31 protein-coding genes and 1 pseudogene are annotated in these 22,299 nt (G+C 40.1%); 4 read left to right on the forward strand and 28 right to left on the reverse strand.

Features of this window, described 5'->3' with window-relative positions; all coding sequences use genetic code 11:
- Positions 1–119: 119 nt before the first annotated feature.
- From WKH56_RS32975 to WKH56_RS33025, 11 genes are all read right to left on the reverse strand, one after another.
- Positions 120–335, reverse strand: a complete 216-nt coding sequence (locus WKH56_RS32975) for a hypothetical protein (protein WP_342837591.1) — start codon at positions 333–335, stop codon at positions 120–122.
- 227 nt (positions 336–562) lie between these two features.
- Positions 563–826: a hypothetical protein gene (locus WKH56_RS32980; protein ID WP_342837592.1), complete on the reverse strand. Its 264-nt coding sequence runs from the start codon at positions 824–826 to the stop codon at positions 563–565.
- Positions 816–986, reverse strand: coding sequence for a hypothetical protein (locus tag WKH56_RS32985; protein ID WP_342837593.1), 171 nt, complete (start codon positions 984–986; stop codon positions 816–818). The genes WKH56_RS32980 and WKH56_RS32985 overlap by 11 nt, the downstream gene beginning before the upstream one ends.
- 52 nt (positions 987–1,038) lie before the next feature.
- Positions 1,039–1,224: a hypothetical protein gene (locus WKH56_RS32990; protein WP_342837594.1), complete on the reverse strand. Its 186-nt coding sequence runs from the start codon at positions 1,222–1,224 to the stop codon at positions 1,039–1,041.
- Positions 1,215–1,535: a hypothetical protein gene (locus WKH56_RS32995; protein WP_342837595.1), complete on the reverse strand. Its 321-nt coding sequence runs from the start codon at positions 1,533–1,535 to the stop codon at positions 1,215–1,217. The genes WKH56_RS32990 and WKH56_RS32995 overlap by 10 nt, the downstream gene beginning before the upstream one ends.
- A 125-nt stretch (positions 1,536–1,660) precedes the next feature.
- A complete protein-coding gene (locus tag WKH56_RS33000) occupies positions 1,661–1,909 on the reverse strand; it encodes a hypothetical protein (RefSeq protein ID WP_342837596.1) in 249 nt (82 codons plus the stop codon).
- Between the two features lie 13 nt (positions 1,910–1,922).
- Positions 1,923–2,462: a L,D-transpeptidase gene (locus WKH56_RS33005; protein WP_342837597.1), complete on the reverse strand. Its 540-nt coding sequence runs from the start codon at positions 2,460–2,462 to the stop codon at positions 1,923–1,925.
- A 156-nt stretch (positions 2,463–2,618) separates the two neighbouring features.
- A complete protein-coding gene (locus WKH56_RS33010) occupies positions 2,619–2,789 on the reverse strand; it encodes a hypothetical protein (protein ID WP_342837598.1) in 171 nt (56 codons plus the stop codon).
- A 74-nt stretch (positions 2,790–2,863) separates the two neighbouring features.
- Complete coding sequence (locus WKH56_RS33015; RefSeq protein ID WP_342837599.1) at positions 2,864–3,100, reverse strand: hypothetical protein; 237 nt, start codon at positions 3,098–3,100, stop codon at positions 2,864–2,866.
- Between the two features lie 143 nt (positions 3,101–3,243).
- Positions 3,244–3,477 carry a hypothetical protein gene (locus tag WKH56_RS33020; RefSeq protein WP_342837600.1) on the reverse strand — a complete coding sequence of 78 codons (234 nt, stop codon included), beginning with the start codon at positions 3,475–3,477 and terminating at the stop codon, positions 3,244–3,246.
- A 408-nt stretch (positions 3,478–3,885) separates the two neighbouring features.
- A complete protein-coding gene (locus tag WKH56_RS33025; RefSeq protein WP_342837601.1) occupies positions 3,886–4,344 on the reverse strand; it encodes a hypothetical protein in 459 nt (152 codons plus the stop codon).
- Positions 4,345–4,644: 300 nt separating this feature from the next.
- Here WKH56_RS33025 and WKH56_RS33030 point away from each other — a divergent pair, with 300 nt between their 5' ends.
- On the forward strand, positions 4,645–4,872 hold the full coding sequence (locus WKH56_RS33030) for a transcriptional regulator (protein WP_342837602.1): 228 nt from the start codon (positions 4,645–4,647) through the stop codon (positions 4,870–4,872).
- 11 nt (positions 4,873–4,883) lie between these two features.
- Here the strand turns inward: WKH56_RS33030 and WKH56_RS33035 are convergent, their stop codons facing one another.
- The 5 genes from WKH56_RS33035 to WKH56_RS33055 form a co-directional block, all read right to left on the reverse strand.
- On the reverse strand, positions 4,884–5,033 hold the full coding sequence (locus WKH56_RS33035) for a hypothetical protein (RefSeq protein WP_342837603.1): 150 nt from the start codon (positions 5,031–5,033) through the stop codon (positions 4,884–4,886).
- Positions 5,034–5,045: 12 nt separating this feature from the next.
- On the reverse strand, positions 5,046–5,327 hold the full coding sequence (locus tag WKH56_RS33040; protein WP_342837604.1) for a hypothetical protein: 282 nt from the start codon (positions 5,325–5,327) through the stop codon (positions 5,046–5,048).
- Between the two features lie 14 nt (positions 5,328–5,341).
- On the reverse strand, positions 5,342–5,635 hold the full coding sequence (locus WKH56_RS33045) for a hypothetical protein (RefSeq protein WP_342837605.1): 294 nt from the start codon (positions 5,633–5,635) through the stop codon (positions 5,342–5,344).
- Positions 5,636–5,652: 17 nt separating this feature from the next.
- The gene (locus WKH56_RS33050; RefSeq protein WP_342837606.1) at positions 5,653–6,126 is read right to left on the reverse strand and encodes a NucA/NucB deoxyribonuclease domain-containing protein; all 474 of its coding nucleotides are present in this window, start codon (positions 6,124–6,126) and stop codon (positions 5,653–5,655) included.
- Positions 6,127–6,229: 103 nt separating this feature from the next.
- Positions 6,230–6,490: an AbrB/MazE/SpoVT family DNA-binding domain-containing protein gene (locus WKH56_RS33055; RefSeq protein ID WP_342837608.1), complete on the reverse strand. Its 261-nt coding sequence runs from the start codon at positions 6,488–6,490 to the stop codon at positions 6,230–6,232.
- Between the two features lie 360 nt (positions 6,491–6,850).
- On the opposite strand from WKH56_RS33055, the gene WKH56_RS33060 reads away from it, so the two are divergent.
- The 3 genes from WKH56_RS33060 (at position 6,851) to WKH56_RS33070 (ending at position 8,302) form a co-directional block, all read left to right on the forward strand.
- Positions 6,851–7,465, forward strand: a complete 615-nt coding sequence (locus WKH56_RS33060; protein ID WP_342837610.1) for a recombinase family protein — start codon at positions 6,851–6,853, stop codon at positions 7,463–7,465.
- A 482-nt stretch (positions 7,466–7,947) separates the two neighbouring features.
- On the forward strand, positions 7,948–8,133 hold the full coding sequence (locus WKH56_RS33065; RefSeq protein WP_342837611.1) for a hypothetical protein: 186 nt from the start codon (positions 7,948–7,950) through the stop codon (positions 8,131–8,133).
- Positions 8,123–8,302 (forward strand): hypothetical protein, encoded by a 180-nt coding sequence (locus WKH56_RS33070; protein WP_342837613.1) that lies wholly within the window; start codon positions 8,123–8,125, stop codon positions 8,300–8,302. Before WKH56_RS33065 ends, WKH56_RS33070 begins: the two co-directional genes overlap by 11 nt.
- Before the next feature lie 288 nt (positions 8,303–8,590).
- Here WKH56_RS33070 and WKH56_RS33075 read toward each other — a convergent pair whose 3' ends face one another.
- The 12 genes and pseudogenes from WKH56_RS33075 to WKH56_RS33130 all read right to left on the reverse strand — a co-directional run bounded on the left by WKH56_RS33075 (position 8,591) and on the right by WKH56_RS33130 (position 22,258).
- Positions 8,591–8,917: a helix-turn-helix transcriptional regulator gene (locus WKH56_RS33075; protein WP_342837614.1), complete on the reverse strand. Its 327-nt coding sequence runs from the start codon at positions 8,915–8,917 to the stop codon at positions 8,591–8,593.
- 155 nt (positions 8,918–9,072) lie between these two features.
- Complete coding sequence (locus WKH56_RS33080; RefSeq protein WP_342837615.1) at positions 9,073–9,294, reverse strand: hypothetical protein; 222 nt, start codon at positions 9,292–9,294, stop codon at positions 9,073–9,075.
- A gap of 211 nt (positions 9,295–9,505) precedes the next feature.
- Entirely contained in the window at positions 9,506–9,820 is a 315-nt protein-coding gene (locus WKH56_RS33085; RefSeq protein ID WP_342837616.1) for a phage holin, read from the reverse strand.
- On the reverse strand, positions 9,805–11,109 hold the full coding sequence (locus WKH56_RS33090; RefSeq protein WP_342837617.1) for a GH25 family lysozyme: 1,305 nt from the start codon (positions 11,107–11,109) through the stop codon (positions 9,805–9,807). The genes WKH56_RS33085 and WKH56_RS33090 overlap by 16 nt, the downstream gene beginning before the upstream one ends.
- Before the next feature lie 13 nt (positions 11,110–11,122).
- Complete coding sequence (locus tag WKH56_RS33095; RefSeq protein WP_328139623.1) at positions 11,123–11,404, reverse strand: hypothetical protein; 282 nt, start codon at positions 11,402–11,404, stop codon at positions 11,123–11,125.
- Positions 11,394–11,765, reverse strand: a complete 372-nt coding sequence (locus tag WKH56_RS33100; protein WP_342837621.1) for a hypothetical protein — start codon at positions 11,763–11,765, stop codon at positions 11,394–11,396. The genes WKH56_RS33095 and WKH56_RS33100 overlap by 11 nt, the downstream gene beginning before the upstream one ends.
- Positions 11,766–11,769: 4 nt before the next feature.
- Positions 11,770–11,913 carry a CD1375 family protein gene (locus tag WKH56_RS33105; RefSeq protein ID WP_342837623.1) on the reverse strand — a complete coding sequence of 48 codons (144 nt, stop codon included), beginning with the start codon at positions 11,911–11,913 and terminating at the stop codon, positions 11,770–11,772.
- Positions 11,913–12,248, reverse strand: a complete 336-nt coding sequence (locus WKH56_RS33110; protein WP_342837625.1) for a hypothetical protein — start codon at positions 12,246–12,248, stop codon at positions 11,913–11,915. The genes WKH56_RS33105 and WKH56_RS33110 overlap by 1 nt, the downstream gene beginning before the upstream one ends.
- A 21-nt stretch (positions 12,249–12,269) precedes the next feature.
- Positions 12,270–15,995: a phage tail spike protein gene (locus WKH56_RS33115; protein ID WP_342837626.1), complete on the reverse strand. Its 3,726-nt coding sequence runs from the start codon at positions 15,993–15,995 to the stop codon at positions 12,270–12,272.
- Entirely contained in the window at positions 15,995–17,440 is a 1,446-nt protein-coding gene (locus WKH56_RS33120) for a distal tail protein Dit (protein WP_342837627.1), read from the reverse strand. Before WKH56_RS33120 ends, WKH56_RS33115 begins: the two co-directional genes overlap by 1 nt.
- Before the next feature lie 230 nt (positions 17,441–17,670).
- Positions 17,671–17,922, reverse strand: a pseudogene (locus WKH56_RS33125) (lysozyme family protein); the annotation flags it as partial.
- Between the two features lie 253 nt (positions 17,923–18,175).
- The gene (locus tag WKH56_RS33130; protein ID WP_342837629.1) at positions 18,176–22,258 is read right to left on the reverse strand and encodes a hypothetical protein; all 4,083 of its coding nucleotides are present in this window, start codon (positions 22,256–22,258) and stop codon (positions 18,176–18,178) included.
- Positions 22,259–22,299 lie beyond the last annotated feature (41 nt).

Consider the following 22,299-nt stretch of genomic DNA (forward strand, 5'->3'; position numbering starts at 1 on the left):
ATCCTATTACTATTATCATTTGCCACTCACGCGGTAATACAGATGGTTCCGTAAATCCATGCTCTTCTTTGTAAGATAAATTTCTTTCTTTTTCCTCTGTCATTTTCATTACCTCCGATTTATTTAAATGATATCGTTCCATCTAAATACAATTCAATACCCGTCACAATAAGCAATGAACCCATTGTAGCTCCTAAGAGATACATAATGAATAAACCCTTATCCATCTTTATTTTCCCTAATCCATATTGCATGGCTACAAGCACTGCAATAATTCCTATAAGTTGTTTTAAATAAAAGAGTGCCGAATCTATTGTGAAATTACCATAAAACATTTAAATTACCTCCCCATACGACTATAATAAAGCCTTTTCCAGTTGTTGCAACATATGACTAAAGAAAGTTATTGCTGGAGGAAGGGTTATAATCGCGCCGCCTATCATTAGAAAGGGCTTCATATACCCTCGCTCTTTAAACAGAAACACTGCCTTTATAATCACCGATAATACTATAGAAAAGTAGAATGGCATGAACATCATCGAAAATGCCAGTAAAAAGCCGTTCATCTTTTTGATAACCTTTTTATTAATGCTCTGATAAATAGGATACTTAGGCCGATACCAGCAACATTAGTCAGTACCACCAGCGTTTTTAATTCAAAAAGTGTTGCTATTCCCGATAAAAAACTACATGCAAGCCATCCAATGACTATAGGCCATATACGCGGCTTCTTGTGCTCCGGGTTGACTTCTTTTCGAGCGTTCTTTCGTCTCTCCTCCTCTACGAATATATTCATCATTAGAAAATCCCACAGATTAAATTTCATCTTCTTTTCCCCCATCAGATATTGTTTGATATAGCATGGTTCCCATTGCCAGTGAACCGATTTCTCCTATTAGCTCTACAATTTCAAGTTTTAATGCTATTCCTGAAAGTGCTGTAATTACAAAAACAACTAATACAACGCATAATATTTTAGAAGCCATTGCAATACTCCCCTTTGATCTAAAAAAGCCAGGTAAGACCTGGCTTCCTAGCTTACATAATCGCTGAAAGTTTTCCGTACTCTTTCTCAGTTCGTGCTATATAGTTAAGGAGCTTTTTGCTACTCCAATCGTCTATATTACTCGGTAAGTCGATACCGTTATCAAAAGCAAGTTGAGTCGCATATAAGTAAATTTTCATCCAATCCGAATTCGCTGTTAAAGTCATTGTCATAGCCATCCTTTAGTCGCCTCCATTTTAATTTCAGGTATTTTTTCATCCACAACCTCTAGAAGTACGTTACATACAGGGCATTTCGCCATAGGCTTTATGCGATCGTATATCGTAGGTTCGTCATCGCATTCCATACACTGATAAGCAACCTCGCCTGTTTTCAGTTTTAGCTTGAGCTTCTTCGGCTCCAGCTTTGTTTCTACAGGCTTTTTTGGCTTTGGTTTAGGCTTTGGTTTCTTCGGCTTGCTTTTGGGTTTTTTCGGCTGTGCCATGCCTTCATCCACCCAGCCGAATATATCCAGTTGTTCTGCTGCCATTGATCTGCTACCTCCTTGTTAATAATTACCTTACGCTTATATTATATACCGTATGTTACCGTTTGGCAATATGCAAATGAAAAGTTTTAAAAAAAAGAGAAGGCTTTTATGCCTTCCCTTATTGGTTAATAAAAACCATATCGTCTCGGCTCACGCGTTTTTGGGGTAATCTCAAACCCTTCCTCGCCCTTGCCTGTATCTTTAATTACTATATGCCACTTGAAATTCGGATCATGATCCGGAGTTGCATAGAAGTAATAATGTCTATCATCGCTCCCTATCTCCGCTAAATCCATATCAAATTCCACACTAGAATAGCCTTTCTTTTCTAAGTACCTAGTAATCTCTCTAATCTTTTTTTGGTGCTCATTCATACCAATGACCCCCTTATTTAGTTTTCCAGCCTTTAATCTTGTAACCATATATCTTAGCAAGCTCCTGGAACGACTTCTCGCTATTAGTTACCGCTACCGGTGTGCCTTTTTGAACTTGGTCGTACATCTTAATAATTTCATCGTTATACATACGAATGCACCCGGAGCTTACGTAGCCGCCGATCGAAGAAGGATTGCTGTTACCATGAATCGCGTATACGCTACCGGCCTTTGATGCAGATGAGCCTGGTACGCTAAGTCCTAACCAACGTGCGCCAAGTGGATTATTTGGTGCTCCTCCAGGAATGTTTTTCTTGTAATATGGCCGGTTCTTAATCTTTTGAACTACCTTAAAGTGGCCAACCGGTGTTAATTCCCAAGAACGCCCTGTACCCACCTTACTTTCCTGTTTAACATACCCGTTTTGCAAGTACATTAATTTGTTGTAATGCTTATTTACGATGATTAAGTCGTCCTTGGCCGCCGCATGTGCAGTAGGTGCTCCCCCAATCAAACCTACTGCTAAACCGCCAATTAATGCAATACCACCCAATTTTTTTAGCATCATTCTCTAGTCTCCTTATTAAGTTTTTTATACCGTATGTTACCGGTACAAGTAATATTTTACTAATTTGATATTGAAAAAGCAAGAAAAACTTGTCAATTATGAGCAAAAAAACCACCTTTTTGTCAGGTGGTTTTCTAGCTATTAAAAATTTAATTTTGTATCTTGTAATTGGTGAATGGCTTCTTGTATAAGGAAGTCTCGCTCCTTGGTATCAACCAGGGCCAATTGCAAGGTCTGTATGACCGAGCTTATTTTCACTTCCATATCCTTAGTTTCAATCAGTAAAAATGTGCCGCTTTTTACGTTATTCATTTGTTTTCCCTCCGCTATTTGCATATTGTTAAATCACCTTTATATAGAAAGGGAGCCGAAGCCCCCAGGGTTTATTACGCTTCTGCGTCTATTACGAGAAAGTTCCAGCCGCTCTTTCTAATGCGGAATTCGTAGGCTTGCTCTTCGCCGGCCTTTTTAATTTCCTCCGCTTCGTATCTTGAGTCTACCTTTACTGCGCCATGCTTTCTTACTTCGTATACCATATCTTTTACACTCATCGGTATATTATTATTTACCTTTTCTTTTACGCTATCTTGAATCTTAGCTTTGATTTTTTCCTGTAAGTTCATTTGTGCTTCCTCCTTTTATTTGCATATTGCCAAATACCTTACTTCTATATCATACCTCTCTTTTATTAATTTGGCAATATGCAAATGATAAATAAACAAACTTTTTGAACAAGAAAAAAGCCTGCTATTCGGCAGGCTCTTGCTTATCCAATCAACTCTTTGTTGATTTTATTTAGTTCGTTCCATTGCTCTTCGATCTGGCTTTTTAGATCCTCTAGTCTTTCTTCGTAAAAAGTTACAATGTTTCGTAGAGCTTCTAATTGCTCTTTGCTATATTGATCTTTCTGCAATTCTTCTCTTGCTTGTGTTAGCATTTTCATACCTTCTAAGATTTGAAAGTTTAAGTCCTCGATTTTGTTGTAAATTTGTTCTTTCATTTGAATTCCTCCATATAGTTGTATTTGCATATTGCCTAATTACCTTACGAACACATCATACCTCTGTTTTCTCCTTTTGGCAATATGCAAATAAAAAAAGATGAACTTTTTTTATGGAATATGACATAAATATAATAAGAGCCATCTATACACATGCCAGTATATCCGATGGCTCTTGCCGCAAGCATTCATATTTGTTATGATTTTATTGCACACAATTTTCAGGTAGAAGAAATCGAGGAGAGAGTCTATTTATATAGGCTCTTTTTTTATGTGAAAACCGCCAGTAGAAACGCCCCTAATACACCGATTACTGCCAGCAATGATTTTAAATCTTCTATATTAAATCCTGTATCTTTGACGTCATACGTATGTGGCCGTTCTTTATTGCGGACCACTTTTATTTTTCTAGGAGAGTCGGATTGTAATTCCTCCTCCATTTCCTCGAATGACGTCCCTCCCTCGTTCGGAAGCCAACGGCCCAGTTCGTCTCTCGGCCTTTCGTGGAACCGGCGCTTTTTGTGTTGGCTCATTTCGTGAAGCATTTCCTCCTCCATTATTGCCAGCCGCGCTATCCTTCTCATAACTTCCTTTTCCGCGATCGTAAGCATTGAGGTCCCTCTCTTCTTGTTCTTTTTCTACATCTTGATACCGCCACCAACGGGAATCCCCAAGGCTCCATCCAGGCGAGGGAGTGGGGACGTCTTTCTTTTTGAAGCGTAGAATAATATCATGAAATTCTTTTGAGTAGGCAGCAGAAAAAAGTGCTGCACGTAAAATTTGGTTTCGATCGAGCGAAGTTGCCTGAAACAATTCATCAACATACGTTTTATATTCATCCGCATACCTTACAGTTGGTCTATACACTAATTTTCCTCCTTTTATCAAAAATGGCTTTTTATTTTGCCTCCTGTAAGGTTTTTTCTTTAATTAAGTCCTGTAGGATTCGTTTTCCTTCTGACGTCAAATACACACCTTTTTGTGATAATAACGCAATCGCAAGCTCTTTATTCATTAAAAACAGCCCCTTTTTGTGTTTTGACGTCCGTTTTGACGTCTTAATAAAGTATATTGATGGCCGCCTGTCCACTATACTTAAAAAATTAAAATTAATACTTATATTTTTAAGTGTAATGGACAGAATGCTATAAAAAGGAGGTATTTAAAATGGCATGGTGGAAAAACCCAAAGCGTTCGAAATTTGGGAAATGGCTTGATAGGGAAGGGATTACACAAAAGGATTTTGCTGAACATAGCAAGGTTTCTATGGCTACAATGTGGAGGCTCTGTACGGATAAAGAATATGTGCCGGGTTCAATTGTTTTAAAAAAGGTAATGAAAACAATTCGCTCGATCGATAAAGGAAAGAAGCCGGATGATTTTTTCGACATATAAAAAAGACCCCTCTATGAGTGGGCCTTTTCTCTTTTGCCATATTTATATTCATTGTACTCGTCAAGATAGCGATCCCATGTTTGAGTTGCCATCCTTAGAATAGATACATCAATGTTTTTTACTTCTCTCATCCACGTTTTAAAGTCCATTTGCTTATTCATTTAGCTCCCCCCTTAAAAAAGACTAGTTTGCTCGTAATTCTCAGGTTCAGCTTCTAATTCTACAGCTGGAGTCATTTCCGGTTCTGCTGCCTCTCCCATTTCCGGGATCTCATCCAGTAACTCGAAATACGATGTATAATAGCAACCAAAGTGTGCTTTTTTCGGATGAAATTCTTTGGAAACATAAACTGTATCTTTTCCATTTGGATAAACATAATACCTCTTATTTATTTTTAGGTTAACAGTCCCCCCTGCATTAATACATTTAGCTATATACCCTTTTTCAGTAGCCATGCTCAATTCCTCCCTTAATGAACGTCTTTAGAGTTTTGTTTTTTTGTAGAAGAAATAAATTGTTCAATATCCATGCCTGTCTTATCTTTAAATTGAATACTTGCAAAGCGATTTAAAACATCCTGGAATTCTTCTTCGCTCCAATCCAACAGCCCGGCTACTAACAAAATTAAGTCAACGCGAGTTTTAGTATTTTTTACTTCTCGTGATTGACTAAATTCATTTATGACTTTTTTAAAATGCTCAAGATCCGGCGTACCCTCTTCTTTATTTGCTACAGTCAAAATATCCGTCATTAATTTATACATGAATGATTTCCTCCTTATTATTGAACTTCTATATATACCTTTGTTCCATCTTCGTATTGCTCAAGCTGATTGCCAACCCAAGAGCCTGCGCCGCGATTGTCTGAAGGAGGAATATACTCGATGTCTGCACCTTGGCCGCCTTCTTCGCACATCGCCATTGGCCACTCGTCACGATCGTATCCTGGTTTAGTAGGAACGCCTTTTAATGAGAGTTTCCTATTTTCATCTGCGCCAGCTCGATCAATGGTGCAAATCTTATCCTGCCCATCAGCTATAGCATCTTTAATATGCTTGGCCGTTAAAGGGTAACGATCCTCCGGGAAATCAATTTTTACGTCATATTCTGTAGAAGTAGAAGTTTGCTCTTGCTTTGGCTCATCCTGCGTTTTCTGAGGTGGTGAAGTGGTGAAGTCGGATGCACTGCAACCAGAAAGGGAAAATACAACCGGAACCGCCAGGGCCGCCACAGCTTTTAATAATTTAGTTTTCATAGTTTAGCTCCTTGTTATGGAATATGTTTCTAAATACATTATATACCGGTTGTTACCGTTTGGCAATATGCAAATAAAAAAGAAGAGGAAATATATCCTCTCCTTACTTAAATGTATTAATAGCTAGATCGAGTGCTTTTTTCACACGAACATCTTCTACAAAACTTTTCTTAGCTTCTAATGCTCTAATAACTGCGTCTTGATCTCCGATAGAGTAAGGGCGAATAAATACTCCATCTTCACTTCCAAGCATTTCTACTGGAGTACCTGTCGTCCATCCTTGTTGACGTCTAACTTCTTTCGGAATAACGATGCGGCCGAGTTCATCTATCTTTCTTACAATTCCAAGTGGTTTAACGTTCAATGCTAATTCCTCCTAATAATGAGTAAAATTATTTGTTTTGGTTATCTTCGTTAATTGTACCCCAAGAGGTAACATTCGGTAAATAGGAAAATGTACATGGCAACAGGCACATTTAAAAAAGCGCCTATAATTATCTGAAAATTAAATTTATATAATTGGTAAAATCTGTGGTGCAAAAAAGTAGACTTTTTAGGACAAAAAAACTTCTATAAAACTCTATAAAAACAACCGTCTTAAAAAGTCCAAAAATAATAAAAGAACGTGCGCGTTATTTCGTGTACTTTTTAGCACGTAATTGGTATAATTCTATTACAATAGTTAAATATTGTTAATTTATAACGCTGTGGGGAGCGATGTAAAATGCCAGGTTCAAATGTTGGATATATACGTGTAAGTTCCAAAGACCAAAATTTGGAACGTCAACGCAAAGAGATGGAAAAAATGGAGATAGACAAAATTTTCGAAGATAAGCAATCGGGAAAAGATTTCAATCGGCCCGGATATCAAGATTTAAAGAAATATCTTCGAGAAGGGGACGTTTTGTATATTCACTCCTTGGATCGGTTCGGACGTAACCGAGAAGAGATTGCAAGAGAATGGCGCGAAATAAACAAAGATATGGGCGTAGATATTGTTGTACTAGATAACAAGGATATTTTAGATACTCGAAAGTATAAGGATAGTTTAGGGAACTTTGTAGCCGAGCTAGTTTTATATATTCTTTCTTTCCAGGCCGAACAAGAACGTAATGCTATCCGTAAGCGCCAACGCGAGGGAATTGATATTGCACTGGCAGCAGGGAAAGCATATGGCCGCCCTAAAATGGAAATAGATGAGGTGTTCCTAGAAACCTATAATAAATGGAGAAGCCACGAAATTACGGCTGTCCAGGCTTTCAAGGCTCTAGGTATGAGCAAATCCACTTTTTATAAAAGAGTACGAGAATATGAAGCTAAGAAGCCGGTGACGTCTTAATAATCGAGATTGTACCTACTGAAAATCTACATCGGCAAATAACGATTATTTACTTCATTAATATTACCGCTGTAGGAATAGACGTATATAAGTAATAGAAGCGTTTTTGAAATCTGTAAGGAAGAATAGGTGGAGAAACGAAGAGGAAAAAAGAAAAGAAAAACAAAGAAAAACCCCCGTCATGACTCGGAGGTTTTTTCTTTGCGTAAAAGCTTGACCGTATCCACACTTTAACCACTATAACAAGAAGGATTTACAACATTAGCCCCATAGCTAATAAAAGAAAAGCAAACTATGAAAAAATCATCGCGTAAATCAAAAAACATGAGAAATTGGAAGGATGTTGGAATCTCCTTGACCACTTATTATCTTATCAAAAAGTTATACCGATTGTAAACTATTATGTTGCAATTCTGATTTTTCAGAGGTATGATGTGTTTGTAAGGTATTTGGCAATATGCAAATGAAAAGGAGAAGATAAAATGTTTACTTTAATCTATACCAACGGAAAAGAGGCCCCTTATACCGGCGGCCAATATAGAAGCCTTAATAAAATGCAAAAGTATATAATAGCCTTTGCAGAAAAGAACCCAAACATTATGGCGGTACGCTATAACAATAGAGATAACAATATCGTATGGGAAAGGGAGAATAAAGATGAATATTGATCGCTTAGAAAGAAAATTACAGCAGATATTACGAGTGGGATATGCGTATTTGAAAGGCGCTCAAGAGTACCACGATTTTTACTACTACGCCGAAGAGCAAGGATACGAAATAAGCAACGGCCAATACGTAACCGGCCGCACCATATTAGTAAGGCTAGAAATGCACTGATAAAAAGGCCCCTGCAAACGCAGGAGCTTTTTTTGTGCTGTAGAAACCAAAAAGGCCCAGGAAACAAATGAGGCTTAAACATTTGTCCCTGGGCTTTTCTTGGAGATAGAATCGGATACCTCCTTATGCAAAAGGTGGTCAATCAAATTCAACTTACTAATATTCTAAAACGGCTTATATAGAATAGAAAGGTGCTTCATGGCAAGCATGCAATGAAATGAGTATGCTAATAACTTACCCCTACTATATCAGAAATAAACGCTTTTGTTTACCGTTTGTTACCGGTACTTATTGCTCATTTTTTTCTTTCTTTTTAGAGTCTTTTATTTTTAATAAGGAACCGTACTCTTCCTCAAAATCTAAAATCTCATTTCGTAACCAGCCTTTATAGCGATTAACCTCTACGATCGGCTTTGGAAAACCTTTTAAGTTAACGATCGCCCAATCAACCCACTGACGAGATTTCCCAAGATAATCCGCTACGTTAATGCTGCTCATTAATACGAGAGCACCCTTTTCTTCTTTGTTCGCTTCGTTTCTCATGTCGATTGCGACCTTGGCACTTACCCTAGTGAATTTATTCATATCTAATTTATCTGCAGTCTTATTCGTCATTTCGTAAACCTCCTATTTGCATAAAAGCAAATGAACTCTATTCCCATCATACCGCGTTTTATGTCTATTGGCAATATGCAAATTGCACTTATGCAAATAAAAGTGATGAATATAGGCTTGGCATTATGCAAGCAACAAAAAAAAGAGGGCTTATTTTAAGCCGCTCCGTTTTGTATTGCCTGGCTTCTTGCCGCTTCTTTCGCCGCTTCCCAGGCTAATATAAGTTTCATATCGGTTTTACTAATACCCTTTTCAAATAAGGCTTTTGTTACCTTGTGGCCCTTTAATGAAATGGTTACGTAGTCATTAAAAGTATTAATCGTTTGCAGTTCTTTTTTCAGCGTTCTCAGTGCCATGTGAAGCTGTTTTTTAGTCATTTTTCATATCTCCTTTTGATTTGCATATTGCCTAATTACCAAGGCATGAACATCATAGCTCTGTTTTAACCACTTTGCAATATGCAAATAGAAGAAAGTTTTACAATCGGTATAACAATATGTATAATGAGTAACGACCCTTATTTATAGTAAAAACTCACACATGTAAAAAAGCCGGGATTCCTCTACAAAAGGAGTCCCGGCTTTTTGTTTATACAAACTTATTTGAATTTTTAGGCGCTGGCTCTTCCCGATTGATTACCCTTGCGGAATCTCCTACACCTTCAACAGTAGGATCTTGAACAATCCCCAAATACGTTAAATAGGCCAATACAGCATTTAAAATACCGAGTAGCCATTTAACCCAGGCATCCAGCGCTTCTATATTTATATGGATGGCATGTAAGCTATCCAGTCCAAGAATAATAGCCTGGATTAATAGCAGCGTTTGAGAAATAAACGAAGATACCCATAATTTATTTTTAAATCGAACCTTCCAGTTGATTTGGCTCATCGATACCACCATCCTTTATTGTCTAGGAATTGCTTCACTTTCACTAGATCAATACCACCCACTGTAATTTCGGCAGATGGATTTCCCTTTGCGTATAATTCTAATTCGCTATCGATACCCTCGGCTTTTAGGAATATACGAAACTCGTTCTCCATCTTTTGGCTCAAGCCGCCGGTTTTTATATTTACAGCTAATGTATCAACGTCCTGTGCCTGAACAAATCCTCCAGGGACTGAATAGGCTTTTACACCTTCCGTATAGCCGTAAACGGAAAATACGGTGTCCTTTTTTATGATGCGCTGATTTTCCGCAAGGTTAGAATATTTATAGACACCAATATCCTTTTTAGCTCTAACCTGGAACGAGTATTTATCTCCTAGAGAAGTAACCTTTGGTAGATCCTCTTCCTTCGGCTTATTTAGTTTATTAATTTGATCAGCAATCTTGGCCAGGGTTAGTTTGCCGGCAATACCGTCTGGATCTAACTTATTTCTTGCCTGAAATGATTTTACTGCCTGCTCTAATTCAGTTCCAAAAGAACCGTCAGCGCCGTATCGTGGGAGCTTTTCACCCAATTTTAATAGGTTTTGCTGTAACTCTTTTACCCCTAAACCGCTATCTCCTTTACGATAAGAGGAAGGTGGGTTTGCATCACCAACAAGGCTTATTCCTGAATCGATACTCTTAAAGAAAGTAATATCCATTTCGTTTATATCGACATTGCCTTTAATGCCGTTTACTTTGCCGGAATCGGTAAATTGAAACATGGCCCAACTTCTCCAAACTGTAGACGATCCTGGAGCATTAAAACCTTGTACACGCTTTGAACCACCAGCATAGCGAGCAACCCACAACGGATACTTTGCCATTGTATTTGAAAAGTTCCCCATAAACGAATAGCCTGTATAAAGCAGAGGTGTGATTCCTGTTTTCTGCTGCAGGTATTCCATCCATTTTAAAGCGAAGGCTGTAATTTGGGCCTTTGATTTACCCTTGCTCTCTTCTAAATCCAAGCAGTGCGGCAAGTCAGCCTTCATATCTGCTAACTTTTGAAGAAAGAAATTAACCTCTGCTACTGGATCATTATTTACATGAGCATAATGATAAAATCCCACTCGTAAACCAGCATTCTTAGCAGCTATATAATTATTGTAAGTTGTTTTATCGACATAGCTCTTTCCTTCGGTAAGTTTAAGGTATACGAATTTATATCCGTCACCAGCAACCTTTTTCCAGTCAACCACGCCGTTATGGTGGCTGACATCAATACCTAATACGTTTTGTTTACTACGACTTTGCATTTATTTCACCCTCTCAAAATATAAACTTTCCAGCGCCCACCAATGCGGCAATTTGGGCGGCCGCCTTTAAAAAATCTATAAAAAAACCACGCCATCCGGTATCTTTGGACAGCGTGGCTGAAATTGAATCTAATTGTCTTTGAATTTGTTCTAAGCGATAAAGAATGATGTTTTTATCATTATCCAATACATCAATTTCGTTTCCTTGCGATCGAACTTCGCCTTTGATCTCTAATAGATCAGCCTCAAGCCGGCGCATTCTTTCTTTTAATACTAATACCGTGTCATGCGTCACTAAACTTCACCTCTCGGATGCCCCATATAGCTAGAACCGTCATTGCAAAATAGGTTCCTGCACTAATAGATAAAGGGGACTCGGATAAAAAGAAGCTGGAGGAAATAATCCCATAAAGCAGTGCGGAAAGGGTTAGACCTAATTTTCTAACCCACTTTCTTTGAATAGCCACGCCTATTATCTTTACAGACGCAGCAGTTACAAATACAAATCCCCATGTTTTTTCATCGGCTATTTGCGAAAAAACCCTAAATAATCCGGGGAAATTATCGAACAGCTTGTTATTTGCAAAACAAATAAAAGCCCACCATAAGGAAACGATGGACAAAAACAAATCTACTATAGGGATTCGACTAGTCATAAAATCACTCGCTTTGTGTAGATGTTTGCTCAGAATTGGCATTTTGACGTTCCAATAAAACGCGTTCCACTTCCGGGCGTAAATTTGCTGGTACTTGGTCAATCGTTCTTAATCCTTTTTCAACTAATAAAACGTAAATCATAACCATTATTTTGTACCTCCATTCATTAATAGTTCATAAATATCTGCAATGGCCTCAAGTTGCATAGTACTTTCTTGTTGTAATGAATCTATTTGATTTTGAAATTCGTTCACAGGATCCTTTTTATAAAATTGATCCTTCTTATCTTTTTCTTTTAGTAGTTCAGGAATTTTACCGCCGATCTGTACATCCGTTTGATCATCGTCAACAACGATGTAATTAGCGCGAAGGCCGCCGAGCTGGTTTCCGTCAAAACTAATTGTATTTCCTTCAATTTCGATGTCGTCTGCTAAAAAGATATCTAATACCTGGTTTTCGCTGTTAAAAATAATGATCTTCATAATGTTCCCTCCAATTTTTAATTATGATCCTGCAACAATTTCTAATGTAGCCGAACCACTAAACAACATATAAGGCGCTCTATCCGAGTTAAATAAGGCAATTCCTTTTCTCAAATTATCTCTAAGATCATTCCCGTAATTGTTCGGAAGAGTTACCCATTTAGCCGGATCACCCCATGCGAAAGAAGTCGCGCTGGTAAATGACGCAGCCAATAAAGGCGTTCCACTAGGTGGTGAATCATAGCTATGCATCCAAAACGTTGGTTTCTGAGCCGAGCTACTCCCGCCTTTAGAAAGTCTTGTAACTGAAATACGAACTCGCTTAATTGTTAAACCAGCTAATTTAGCGCGAATATCTGCGCTATTGAAGAACCATAGACCGCGATGGTTTCCTCCACCGGACCATTCGCCTTGGTACACGTAATTATTGTCGCTTCTCCAGCCATACGTATCGCGCCAAGATTGACTGGATGTTGATTTAAATGTAAACGTCTTGTCTGGAGCCGGTGGCGTTTCTGTTGGAGCAGATGATGGGAATGTAAAACTTGATGTAATTTGCCCTCCATCAGAAGAGAAAGTATTTGCAGTTCCTGATGGCGCTGTGCCATCTTTAGGCCCGGAAATAACGGATGGGCCAAGAACCCACAAACCACGATTGTTTCCAGTTCCATCGCAATCCCTAACTTCAACTTGCGAACCATAGCCGGAGCAAATGGCCGCCGGTTTTGCATCGTAAATTTTTGTACTGAGTACGCGACCATATGAACTATTTGCATATACGCCGTAAGAATCAATACTTCCATTGCAATACATAACGCAACTGTCGACCGTAAAAGAAACTGACTGCAAAGCATATACACAATAACCATAGTTTCCTGCTGCCACAAATCTTCCGCGCTTGATTGTAACTTCCTGTTGGGTTTGTAAAATCGCAATGGAGCCATTGAGCGTATTCGTTGTTCTCTGAAAATCGATCACCCAGGAGCCTTTCCCGATAAAGCCTTCTATTTTAACCTCTTCAGTAATGTTAGTTGCATTACTATAGTGAGTTTGAATTGTAATAAGACCTTCGTTATATTTAGGAACCCTATTGATGGCTTCTTGAATCGTTTTAAGAGGGTACGTCCAGTTATTTCCGGCGTTGTTATCATCACCATTAATTGGATCAACAAAAAAACTTAAATTAGATGTATTTCTTTTAACAACGCTGTCTGAAATAATATCCCCGGCTGTAACCGTTGTAAATGAAGCCCCGGTCAATCCGTTTATTTCACCAATAACGGTTTCTGTATCGGATAATACCTGAAGCACTCCGTTTCCATCTTGAATGCTTCCCAGGCGTAAAACTCCACCTTTTGCCATACTGAAACTCAAAAAGCCCGATACAATATTTCCTGCATCGAGATCCACAATGTACATTTTTTTACCACTTAGAATTTGCCCATATAGGCGATCAGCTGACAACGTTCCCACCTTGATATTGCTGGCATCTTCGGCGTATTCCTTGGCATTTGCTTCTACTGTGGCCGCCACACTATCAGCATGATTTTTAGCATTTTCTTCAGCCGTATTAGAGCTTGACTGAATAGCTTTATACACCGAGTCATCACTAGATATTTCACTTACTCTAAATTTTGTTGCAAACATAAGAGAGCCTTGCGCCGCATCTTTCGGAGCATAAGTTAAACTGATTTTTGGCTTGATATAAGCCGTATTAGCGTTAAAAAACTTATGGTCTGTATCCGGTGTTAAAGGCGAATCCGTAACCGTATGGCTGTCTGCAATCCCTGCATTATGCGGAGCAATAATACAATAATGCTTTTTCCATACGCCTACATCGCTGGCCGTTGGTGTTCGGCCGCCAACCATATTCGGCCCATTCCCACTTTGGTTTTCGGTGGTTTGATCAGCAAGATATTCTTTTCTCCCCAACCAATAAGAGCTATTTGTATCCATAGCTTTTACATAGATTTCAAACAAGTATGTTTTCGTAGGATCTACTTTGATCGAAGGAAACATTAGATTTGCATTATTAATTGTTCCCCCGGCTACATATTGTTTTTTAAGTAATGGCCCAGGTACTCCATCCGGTGTATCGCCCATTTCCCATACATACGGATCGGGCAACGCAAGATCAGTGATATTTGAAATTAAATTCACGCCGGTTTTTACGCTGGCATACCATTCGGCTTTTGTTTGAGCCGTATTAGCTTTTGTTTGAGAACCTGACGTACTTTCAAGCGTACCGGAGCCGACATCTTTGACTATTTTAGAATTGGCCTGAGCACCACTTGAAGCATTATCACGAACCGCACTTGCTGTTGTACCAGCGACTTTGCTAGTATCGGCCGCCGTATTTAAGCTCGTTATATCAGCGCCAGCCTGGGCAGGACGTAATGATTCAAGTGTAAATCCATTTTTATATAGGATTTCCTCGGCCAAAGTAGGTGCGGCCTTTTCCCACATGCCGTTTTCAGGGTTTAGAGTTTTAACGATATCCGTTGCGCCGGAGGTATCAATCCACACCGCAGTTGGATCGTCCGGGGGATAATTGCTTCGGATAACCTTCGCACCGGTTTCTGCCCACTTTGCGGATTCACGTAAATACGTATTTCGCAACCTTTTTAAGATGGCATATTGATGCTCACTATAAATATCCCGGTATTCCCCGATTACGTACTCAGCCTCGTCTTTATCTTCAATAGGCGTTTTAGCTTCAACAATTCGCGCTTCTAACAACAGAGGAGGCTCTAAATCTAGGTTTTGAATAGTAATGGTATCTCCTAGACGAAAATCATTAGGATTCAAACCTGTCAATTCACCGAGCTTTTTAGCTGTGACTTCATAAGTATAGTTTGGTGTACATTTTGTTTTTAGTACCTCTCGCGTCTTATTAAGAAGCAATTTAGGCGTTAATTCTTCCGGGCCATCATACGTATAAACTCCAAAATAGTGCGCCAAAGTTCCGTTCACTTCTAACCCATAACGTTGCAGTGCATCTTCATCGCCAATCCAATCCTGGTTTAAAGGCTTATCATCTGCTTCTACATCAGCAAAGGTCATATAGCCGCCGTTTTCATCATTACTTTGCGTAATACCAATTAAAGCTGTATACAGCTCCTTTGTATCTTCAGTCCTGGTCAACCCGGTCATATTATAGGCGTATTCAATGCGGTCACCGCGATTTTCACCACGCCTTTCAAGTAAATCAATGTATCGAGCAGATATTGTAGGCCCGGTAAATTCTACTCTATAACGTAGATCACCACCAAAAACTGACCGGCCCTGGATAATGGCTTCGATCGCATTCAAATACTCATCGATGACCACATCGCCGGTTCCGGACCATTCAATTTCCCCTAACCGCCAGGCTGTATTTTCAAGAATAGAACCAAAATACTGCTCTGCTGTATAGCCACTATACGTAGTCGGTCGAATGATTTTCCCTAGAAGCTCCAGGGCAATGTGCTCGGCATATACTTCTTTATAATGGCTGCCATCTTGTTCCGTTCTATCTTTTACCTCTTCAACTCGGAACATAAGAAGACGGCCATCCTCATCCGGTGCGACAATACGTCTGTCACCTACCATCAAGGCCGCCGTTTCGTGGTTTGCATCCATCTTAAATGTAAGCGTAAGGTACGCGTCATTGAGCTTTTCCTCGATGAAATCATCCCAATATGAAGCCGCACCACTTCCATCGTTCTCCAATTCCCCGATAATCGTGTCGCGTTCTAAAATATACATCAAAGCCACCTACTTCTATAAGAAATCTCTGCTGTAACGGCATCGAATGGATAAATAGTAACCGCGCTATTGCCCTCCATAGGAAAAAGTTTAGATATAGGATCAAGCAAATCTTTTCTTGGCTGGCCGTTCAGCAAGACTTCTTTTGTGTAATGATCTAGCTCTATTACATCGCCAGCCCTTGCTATATAAGGAACCTCTGCTGGTTGAGCGAGCGTGTTTACTTTCCATACTTTTAGCCGATCAAAGTTAATCCGATCGTTCGTAGGAATAGGACTCGTGCCAGTACCAGCGATATGAAGCTCTATTTGTGCCAATTTGGGAGTGCTATACTTACTTTTTACATCGGTATATCGCTTAAACATACGTGTTGTATGCTTTCCGTTAACGATTTTCGTAATGTAGCATTCGTAAGTTTTACCTACCTTTTTTAAAGACAACAGGCCCCAAAAGTTGTTATAGACACCACGTTTAGCTCCCCATGATTTAATGATGTATTGGCCAGTAGATATATCACCAGCTCGGAATTCCGTTGTTGTATTGGCAATATCGCGGTATATATCTTTTAAAGCAAATTTTGCGATTACAGCTCCATTCACGTCCATGAGATAAATCTCGGCCCTGGCGATCATCTTAGGATCTTTCGTAGTATCAAATTTAAGCCAGCACTCTACTTTCCAATCGTCTAATGGTGTAGTTAACCCCTTTTTAATAGCAGGGCCATGCCACTTTGTTCCAGTTCCAATATCGTTATAAGTAAAAGTCTGGTTGGTTGCTATCATCTCTCCGGCGACCTGGCCGCCATCAATGATAGTGGAACCGGCGCTCCAACCAAATCCAGTTAATGAATCCATATCATCATCAAAGACTAGTTCTTCCTTTGGCTTGGCCGTTTGCGTATCTATGTCGACCTCACTTCCTAAAACCACAGAATCCTTTTCATTCGGCCCCATATAAGCTAAAAAAGTTATATCCCTTTTTACTGTGAATTTTAAATATGGAAAGGTTTTATAAGTGCCGCCAATCTTGACCTGGCTTGACTCGCTGATTAATTTCCCTATTGTTTCAATACGATCAAACCCCAATGGATCAGGAGCAATAAAGTTAAGCGTACCCTTTCCGACTTTGAGGATCTCGTCTAGATCCGTCTCTCCTTCTAAATACGCATTGTAATAAATATCCGGTTCTTTCGTAAGGATAAATTCCTCCGGTTTATCAGAAAAAAGCCAACGAGCAATCACTCGTTTGGCTTCATTAAAACTAAACACGTTTTCTTCTTTTATCCGAATAGGAATAGTAAACTTCGCCATTCCTAAACTGGAGCTTTGCGGCACTTCCCCTGGTCGCCCAGGGATTTGTACCGTATTTCTTGTAATTGGAGGCAGTAAACTTCTTTGTATTTTCCCGACTTCAAAATAGTTCTCTGATGAAATTCCTTTAAACATAAAGGACATTACAATCCTACCTCCCCTCTAGAGCGTTTCGAACGCGTTTCACTTCTTTGCTGAAGCTCATTGATATCTCTAAATACTTCTTCAGCAACTTGTCGGCCATTTAGATTGACCTGGAATACATATGGACTGCCGTTTCCGCGATCTGCAACATTCAAATTGAATATTTCTCCTAATTTTTCAGCTACACCCACAGCAAACGGGTCCATTGCTCTTCCTACCAACGGAACAACAGCTTCAGGCTTTCCATTTTCAGCTAGTGCTGCTATTTGCGGAGAATTAATGATTCCTCCGAATTTATAGCCTTTATATGGGCCGCCCCTTGCCATTGAACGAATCCCTGGTGTATTGAAAGGATTTCCATAGCGTTTTTTGATGTAGTTAATAGCCGCTACAGCATTGTGTACCGGGTTCATGATGTCATTTAAGCCAGGTTTTTTGAAGGCATTAAATGTTGGGCCTATGGTTTGCATTAACGTTGATACCCTGCATTTCTGCATATTTAAAAGGGACTAGACTATACCTTGAACTCTGTAAGGGGAGTCCCGCATATTATAGTCGTTGAACGTCCTCCACGAAAGGAGTTTCGATGCTGATTGTCCAATCCTATTAATTTTTAAACATTCACGCTTACCGTTTCCAGTTACGTTGTAGTTTAATAGGCTCTAAGGAGTTTCCAGCAGTTTAATGCGTTTTCGATATACCTCGCGATATAAAGGAGCTGAATTGTTAACCCATACTAGGAATACCGCGTTTCGCGTTGATATCCCATCTATTAATCGTACTTGGCCCGGTACGTCCGCCTGATTCTTTCATGGCGATGGTGCTCAATGGCCCAAGCCAAGAACCTGGCGAACCTGTAATGGCAATGGCCTGCTTAATCCATGATGTTACGTTGCCGGATACTTTACCGGAACCCATCATGAACCCACCAGCACTGCCTATGCCTTCACTCAATTGCTTCTTAATATAAGAAATTGATTTCTCTTTCACCATAGAAATAGAGCCTTTTAGAATATCACCAAAGCCGCCGCCGATCTTAGGAAGCGAAGGGATATACTTAGCAAATACTTTTGCCATCAGCTCTTTTGGTTTGCTCATATATTCAAATACATCTAAAGTTAAATCTTTTGCCTTCTTAGACGTACTTACCACCTTATCTTTTGCCTTTCCAGCAACGGATTTAGTGGCAGCTAATGCTGCTAATGCTTTCTTCTTCAGAGCCTTACCGACACCGGAATCGTATCCAGGAATTAGACCTGAATCTCTTAACCTCTTAGTCGTTGGCCCATCTAGCACCTGGGTTCCTTTATCGCCATAATACAAGGTATCCTTTGCCGGGCTTAGTGTAACTCGGCCATCAGCAAATTGGATTAATTCCTCTTGACCTCCATCTCCGGCTATAAACCATCCTCCGGGGTGGTCTGCCGTTCCTCGTTTGTATTGAGGAACCGGCCATTTTGGAATCTTTTTGTCCACGCCGATTTTACCTAGTACCCAGTTCAAACCGCCAATTGCTCCGTTGATTCCTTTTCCAAGGGCATTTGCTAATGTATTCGCAAGAGCAAGAGTGCCTCCTTTTACGGAACCAGCCATGTTCTTAATCCCTTGTCCTATGCGGCCTGGGAGCTTCTTGGCGTTCGTAACGATGTCGTCAAAAGTTTTAGATGTCCACTTTTTGATATTTCCAAAAATTGTCTTTGTCTGATTCCAAAGGGCAGTCCACCCATTAGAAACCCATTGACGCGTTCGAGTTACGGCCGAAGAAATAGTGCTATAAATGCTTGAAAAAATTGATCTCAGGAAGCTATACACCGATTTAAAAATGCTCATTGTTAGGTTATAAATTCCGCGCCACCCCGACTGGAAAATCACAAAAATTCTGCGAAGGATATTGACGTAGAAATTATAAATAAACTTGAAGTAAGACTGGATAAAGCCCCACACCGCTTTTAGGAATGATAGTGTAAGAGATTTGACTCCTGACCACCCTTGAGAAAAAGCGATGTACGTTCTACGCATGATATTGGCATAGAAATTATAGATCGTAGTAAAAATTGATCGGATAAACGACCACATTGAACTAAGGATCGACCGCGCCCAGTTGAGCATTGATTTAAAGGCATTTCCTGTGGCTGTAGTAAGACGCGTGTATGTTTTTTCGATAAACTCACGAATAGCCAACATGAAATATTGGACGTTAAAACTGATCTTTCCGAACCCTGACTTAAATAAAGCAATGCCGCCAACAAAGAAAGATTTAAATATTCCTAGTATCCGGCCGAGTGCCATAAGGTTGATGTAATTCCAAATGAAAATAAGCACATTTTTTACAATCGCAACTAAATTGCCGAATGCCGCTTTCCAGTTTCCTTGAAGCAAGTTAGTGAAAAGCTGAAAAATGTTGGTTATAATAGCGATTCCCGAAGTCACGATGCCTTTTATATTGGCCCAGGCTCCCTTGATGATAAATTCTATAACCGTCCAGGCCACTCGGAATATCTTACCTATGAGCGTGTTTCCATTGGTTACTGTAGAAACGAGCACCTTGATAAAGCCAGCTACTGCTTGAACCATTTTTCCGACTTTTGGTGCTATTTGAACAATAAAACCAACCACCGCTTCAAGGCCAGCCCGGAATTTAGGGAGAAGCGCACTTACAACAAAGTTTATTACCCTTGCTAGAATATCGCCCATCGCCTGCCAGAAAGAACCTGCTTTCTGAGCACCTACCATACTATTGAGCGCTGACATAACTGTTGTTCTCAGCTTATTTAAAGCCGGTACAAGAGGCGCAATCGCACTAGATACTATTTGCTTAAGTTGAGTAAAAGTATTCGCTACGGACGATCTGAGGTTCTCTGAAGCGCCCCACATTTTCATTAAGGAACCAACAACGACAACTATGGCCGCCGAAAGTACGCTGGCAATCCCTATAATCCTGGTTAAACCAAGAATTAGTGGGCCGATCATCATCCACATAGAACCAAAGGCCGCCGCAAACGAAGCCGCTCTCCCTATACCGATTGCCATTGGTGAAAGTAGCAAGGTAATGGCTGTTGCAAGGTAAGCAAACATGCCGCCCATTTGACTTATATCATCGTTCGCTTGATTCATACGATTGATGAAGTTTGCCAGCGCTGTACTTGCATCAAGTATCTTCGCCGCTACTCGTCCCCATATATCAACAAAAGGCCCCAAGGCTTGCGCCCAGGCTCCTTGCGCTCTTGCTAATGAAATTCCTAATGGGGTTAAGCTATTCTGTAGTTCTTTGATCTTTTGATCCGTTTCTTGTTTTAATTGGGCCAGCTCACTTGTGGCTCGCGTTCTTGCCAGGCGATGTTTCTCCTGCCATAAAGCCACGTATTTATTAAGCTCCGAATCACTCATTTTATTTAATGCTGCTATTTGACCAGCCGCTTCCGGCCCTAAATTACTAAGGTAGTTTGCAAAATCAGTGCTGGTTCGAGAAGCAATACTAGATAGGTTCTTGTTCCACTGCTTCATAGCATTAACCTGGCCGGTCAAGTTCGACATTAGCTTGCCTGGAGTCGTTTTCTCAAGCTGTATCTTTTCAAAGATGTTCCAGGTGCTCTCTATTGCTTCCGTCCGACTTGCTAACTCTGCTTGATAGTTCGCCATCGCATCAGCTTGCTCTTGCAATACATCAGCCACGCTTGGGCCTTTAGCCGCGTTAAACATAACTGCAGTAAATCCGGCGAGAGCAACTCCGGCCGCCATTGCTACCATTTGCATTCGCATAAGGCCCATATTAATCATCATGACTCGATCTTGTAGATCCTTCATAGATGCTTCCGGCCCTAATTGCCGAAGGGCTATGCTGGCAGCAGTGCTTTGTTTCGCCATTTTTTCTAGACGCATACCAATTCCTAAAAAGAACGAATCGATCCGCTGAATAGAAGAAGTCTGCGGAACAATCTCCAGCATTTTTTGAGCTTGCCCTTTTCGGTTTTCCATCAGTTGAATGTTCCGAATCCAAGTGTCCTTGTAGGCTTCCATTTCAATGGCCGCCCGGTTCATAGCATCGGCTGTATTAATACCCAAGCGTTCAAGCATTGCTGTATACCTTGGGCCACCTCTAGCCGCCGCTCGCATTGCTTCATCGACATCCCGGAGCTTTCTTTCAACAACGGTCATTCCTGCTTCATACGATGCAAAATCGCCAGCATTTCGAAGTTCCTCTAAATCGTCCTTTGTTTTTTCGATTTCTCTCCGAAACTCTTTCAAACGATCTTCTGTTTGTTCAGTCGATATTTTTACAGTACCGTCTCTGTTAAGGCCCAGGATTGCGAGTTGCGTTTCTTTGACGGATTTATTTAACTCGTTGATGATCTTAATTCCTCTTTTACCGCCAGCTCCTACACTTCCCACCTTACTAATAGCAACCTGGGATTTTACAGCTGCCTCGCTCATTTCATCAAGGCTTACAGTTACATAATTAAGGCTCCTTAAATGTTTTCGAGTATCATCTAAGGATTGATGGAATGGCTTTAAATGCTCCGGTAGATCACGAATGGCTCTCCCTATGGTGCTAGTTGTTCTCCGGTGGTAATTCCCCCATCTATCATAAAAACCCCTGGATCGATTCTCCATATCCTCAAATGTATCATCGAAATGATCACCTAAATCGTCAAAGGAATCCGCTATATTACCAACAGGGTTTGTACTATCCATAGTCCTAGAAAACCGCCGCGCTTGCGATTCTACAGAACGGAAGAATGATGCGATGGTGCGCCGCGCTTGCCTATCACTGGCTGTAATATTAATATTACTTCCACCTGTATCTGCCACGCTTCCACCTCCTTTTAGACAAATAAAAAAATCTCCCCCTG

The organism is Priestia sp. SB1 (genome assembly GCF_038898415.1).